Origin of the sequence: uncultured Olegusella sp. (genome assembly GCF_947253395.1) — a bacterium.
GTDB lineage: Bacteria > Actinomycetota > Coriobacteriia > Coriobacteriales > Atopobiaceae > Olegusella.
The window spans coordinates 1-3,287 of sequence record NZ_CAMXYY010000140.1 but is presented as its reverse complement, the minus strand read 5'-3'; the positions used below and the strand labels follow the sequence as shown (position 1 = coordinate 3,287).

Below are 3,287 nucleotides of genomic sequence, written 5' to 3'. Positions count from 1 at the left end.
GCATTTCAAAAAGGGAATAAGTGCAAAAACGTCTTAAATCAAGTAGACTTGCTTGTACACAAAGGGGAAACTGTTGGAATATTGGGATTTAGTGGTTGTGGAAAATCGACATTGGCAAAGTGCGTAACCGGCCTGGAGTTGCCTGATCAGGGGAGGATTGTGTATAACAACCAGGATATTTCTATGCTGCGCGGAAGGAAAAGACAACACGTTTGCAAATCATTACAAATCGTTTTTCAGGATGCGAGGGCCAGCCTTAATCCTCGTCGTTCTGCACTGGAGCTTGTGCAGGAACCTTTGAAATATCTAAAAATAGGAACACCGAAGGAACGCACAGAAAAAGCTTTACTTTATCTAAAGAGTGTAGGGATCAATGGAGATGTCCTGCATCGTTGTCCCCCGCAACTCAGCACGGGGCAGTGCCAAAGGGTTGCTATAGCCCGTGCCCTTGTTGTGGATCCAGAGCTTCTAATTTTCGACGAAGCCATATCGGCGCTGGATATGATACTGCAAAAGCAGATTTTAGATCTTCTGTTAAATCTCCAAAAATCCATTGGTTTTGCATATATTATGATTTCCCATGATGTAAGGGTCATTCGTCATTCCTGTGAAAGAGTTGCGATTATGAATAATGGGATCTTTGTAGATATGGTTTCGAGCGACAGGTTAACCGCTCAGTCGAAAAACAAGTTTACACGTTGCCTGTTGGACAGCGAATTACATATAGCATAGGCGTCATGATTTAACGGGCCGCTATGAATGCTTAACCTTTCTTTACAGGTGTTGGGCGTTCAATTACAGAATTAGGCAGATGCAAGTTACGCCATCCTCTAGGTAGGTCAAGGATATTTAAGCGTGATGTTGGCCGTGTCGTGTAGAAAGGCACTCATCAGCGGTTAATCAGGCATGTGGAGATTTATCAATTACTTATCAATTCCAACAGGTTGAGTGCTGCTATTTTGCCTAAAAGCAAGACAGCCATTGGATAATTAACTCAAGCTGATATGAGGACTAACATGTTTAACAATCTTCGAAACATGGATATGACAACTGGCCGGGTAGTAAAACGCCTTGTATGCTTTTTTCTGCCTATTTTGGCTGGAAGTCTCTTTCAGCAACTTTATACTACGGCTGATGCGGTCATCTTGGGCCAATATGCAGGTAAAATAGGACTTGCCTCTATCGATGCTATCTATAATCTCTTGAAGTTGCCTGTAAACTTTTTTGTGGGTTTGTCAACTGGTGCCACAATCCTCATCTCTCAGTTTTTTGGGGCGAAGGATGAACACGCTTTGTCAAAGGTCATTCACACAGGCATTTGTTCCGCATTGGCGGGGGGCGTGGTTTTATCAATCATCGGAGTTTCAATAGCCCCATTGTGCCTGAAAGCAATGGCGGTTCCGAAGGAAATCTTTAGTTTGTCACTCTCTTATGTCCGCGTCATTTTCGGAGGTCTCGCTCTATCTATGGTCTATAACATCGGTGCGGGTATTCTCCGCGCAGTCGGTGATTCCAAAACCCCATTTTATATTCTAGTCACTACTGGCTGTGTTAATATTATTTTGGATCTCGTCTTTGTGGCAATATTCAAAATGAACGCACCTGGTGCCGCGTTGGCTACCGTGTTTTCACAGGGTCTCAGTGCAACACTTGTTCTGGTAACATTATTTAATACCAAAGCGCCCTATCATCTCATGCGTCGTAAGCTAAAAGCCGACCGAAAGATGCTTATCTCGATTTGCAAACTGGGGCTTCCCATAGGATTGCAGTCAGCACTTTACCCTGTTGCCAACATGATGGTTCAGACCAGTATTAATAGCACTGGTACAGATAACATAGCAGCTTGGGCATTGTGTGGCAAACTGGACTTTATGATTTGGCTAATCACAGATTCTTTGGCAGCTGCGATAGCTACTTTTGTGGCACAAAATTACGGTGCAAAAGCCATTCTCAGAGCCAGACACGGTATAAGGGTTGGCCTTGCAATAACATTAGGCGCGATTGCGGTGATTAGTCTAATTCTGTTCTTCTGGAGCATTCCTATCGGCAAGCTGTTTATCAACGCTGGTGATGTTGATATTGCCGTAGCTGCGGGATCTATTATGCGATTTCTTGCACCGTTGTACATCCTCTATGTTTTTGGGGAAGTTCTTGCAGGCGCGATACGAGGTTTAGGAGAAACACTTCGCCCTATGCTTATTACTATGGCAGGAACTTGTGTGACACGTATCCTTTGGATAATTTTTATCGTACCGTTACGTTCTGACCTTTTCACAATTTTAGGCTGTTATCCATTATCTTGGGCAGTGACTTCACTTTCATTTGTTCTGTATTATCTATCTTACAGCAGAAAAAAGATCACCCACGAGAATGAAAGCTTTCCTCATTTATAAAAAATGGCCAACTATTTGATAGGCACAAAAATCATGCGGTGATATCATTGTAATCTACAGAATTTTGAGATCACCGGGTCATCTTCGCTTTCTTCTGATATATTTCAGTATCTCTTCTGCATTACCGCACTTTTTCTAAACGCATTATAGGTGACTTGGTCTGAGACAGAATAGTAAACCGAGATGAACCCATCGCCAGTTAACCCAAACTTACGTCGGAGTAATCTTGAAAGCTTAGCGCCTTTCTCATGGGGATCACCTCTCTGATGCTCCGGGAAATTCGCTGTTCATGTTGTGATTTTTTTGTGAAAAAGCTTTCTCCGATATCATGGGTCACAAAATAGCCTACCGCCGCAAATGCAAAACAGAATATCAAATCAATTTGGGCGACTTTTGCTCAGTCAGGAAAAACAGTTGCGGCGTGAGTACGCAAAGCAGCAGATCTACGGTACGATCCTGAGTCTTGACGCCATCTGCGACAGTGGGGATATAGGCGAGTCAACATGGATGCAGGATATGCATCAGAATATCGACGCGGATATTCTCTGGTCGGACATAAAAGCTGACTTCTGCAAGGTGCTGACACCCAATCAGCTTTCGGTCTTTAATGAATGCCTCATTGCAGGGAAAAGTCAGACAGCATATGCCGCTATGCACGGCATTAGCATCCCTATGCATAGGCTCCGAACAGGGCGGTACTCGCCCGGTGGTGGTTTTACAGAACAATGCCGGCAATTATTACTGTCCCACACTGATCGTCGCCCCCATCACTTCCAAAAGTAGCAAGAAGACGTCACAACCCACCCACTATTACGCAGAGCATAATCACGGGCTGGATGTTCCCGGCATGGTGCTTTTGGAGCAGATTAAAACCATCGACAGGCGGCGCGTACA

The 3,287-nt window shown here is 44.2% G+C and carries 3 protein-coding genes; all 3 read left to right on the top strand.

Going from position 1 to position 3,287, the window contains the following annotated elements:
* The coding region (locus tag Q0X25_RS08000) for an ABC transporter ATP-binding protein (protein ID WP_298580985.1) at positions 1-732 on the top strand (732 nt) is incomplete at its 5' end.
* A 284-nt stretch (positions 733-1,016) separates the two neighbouring features.
* Positions 1,017-2,393 (top strand): MATE family efflux transporter, encoded by a 1,377-nt coding sequence (locus tag Q0X25_RS07995; protein ID WP_298580982.1) that lies wholly within the window; start codon positions 1,017-1,019, stop codon positions 2,391-2,393.
* A 706-nt stretch (positions 2,394-3,099) separates the two neighbouring features.
* Positions 3,100-3,287, top strand: a 188-nt coding sequence (locus Q0X25_RS07990; protein ID WP_298580979.1) for a type II toxin-antitoxin system PemK/MazF family toxin, incomplete at its 3' end; no start/stop codon positions are given.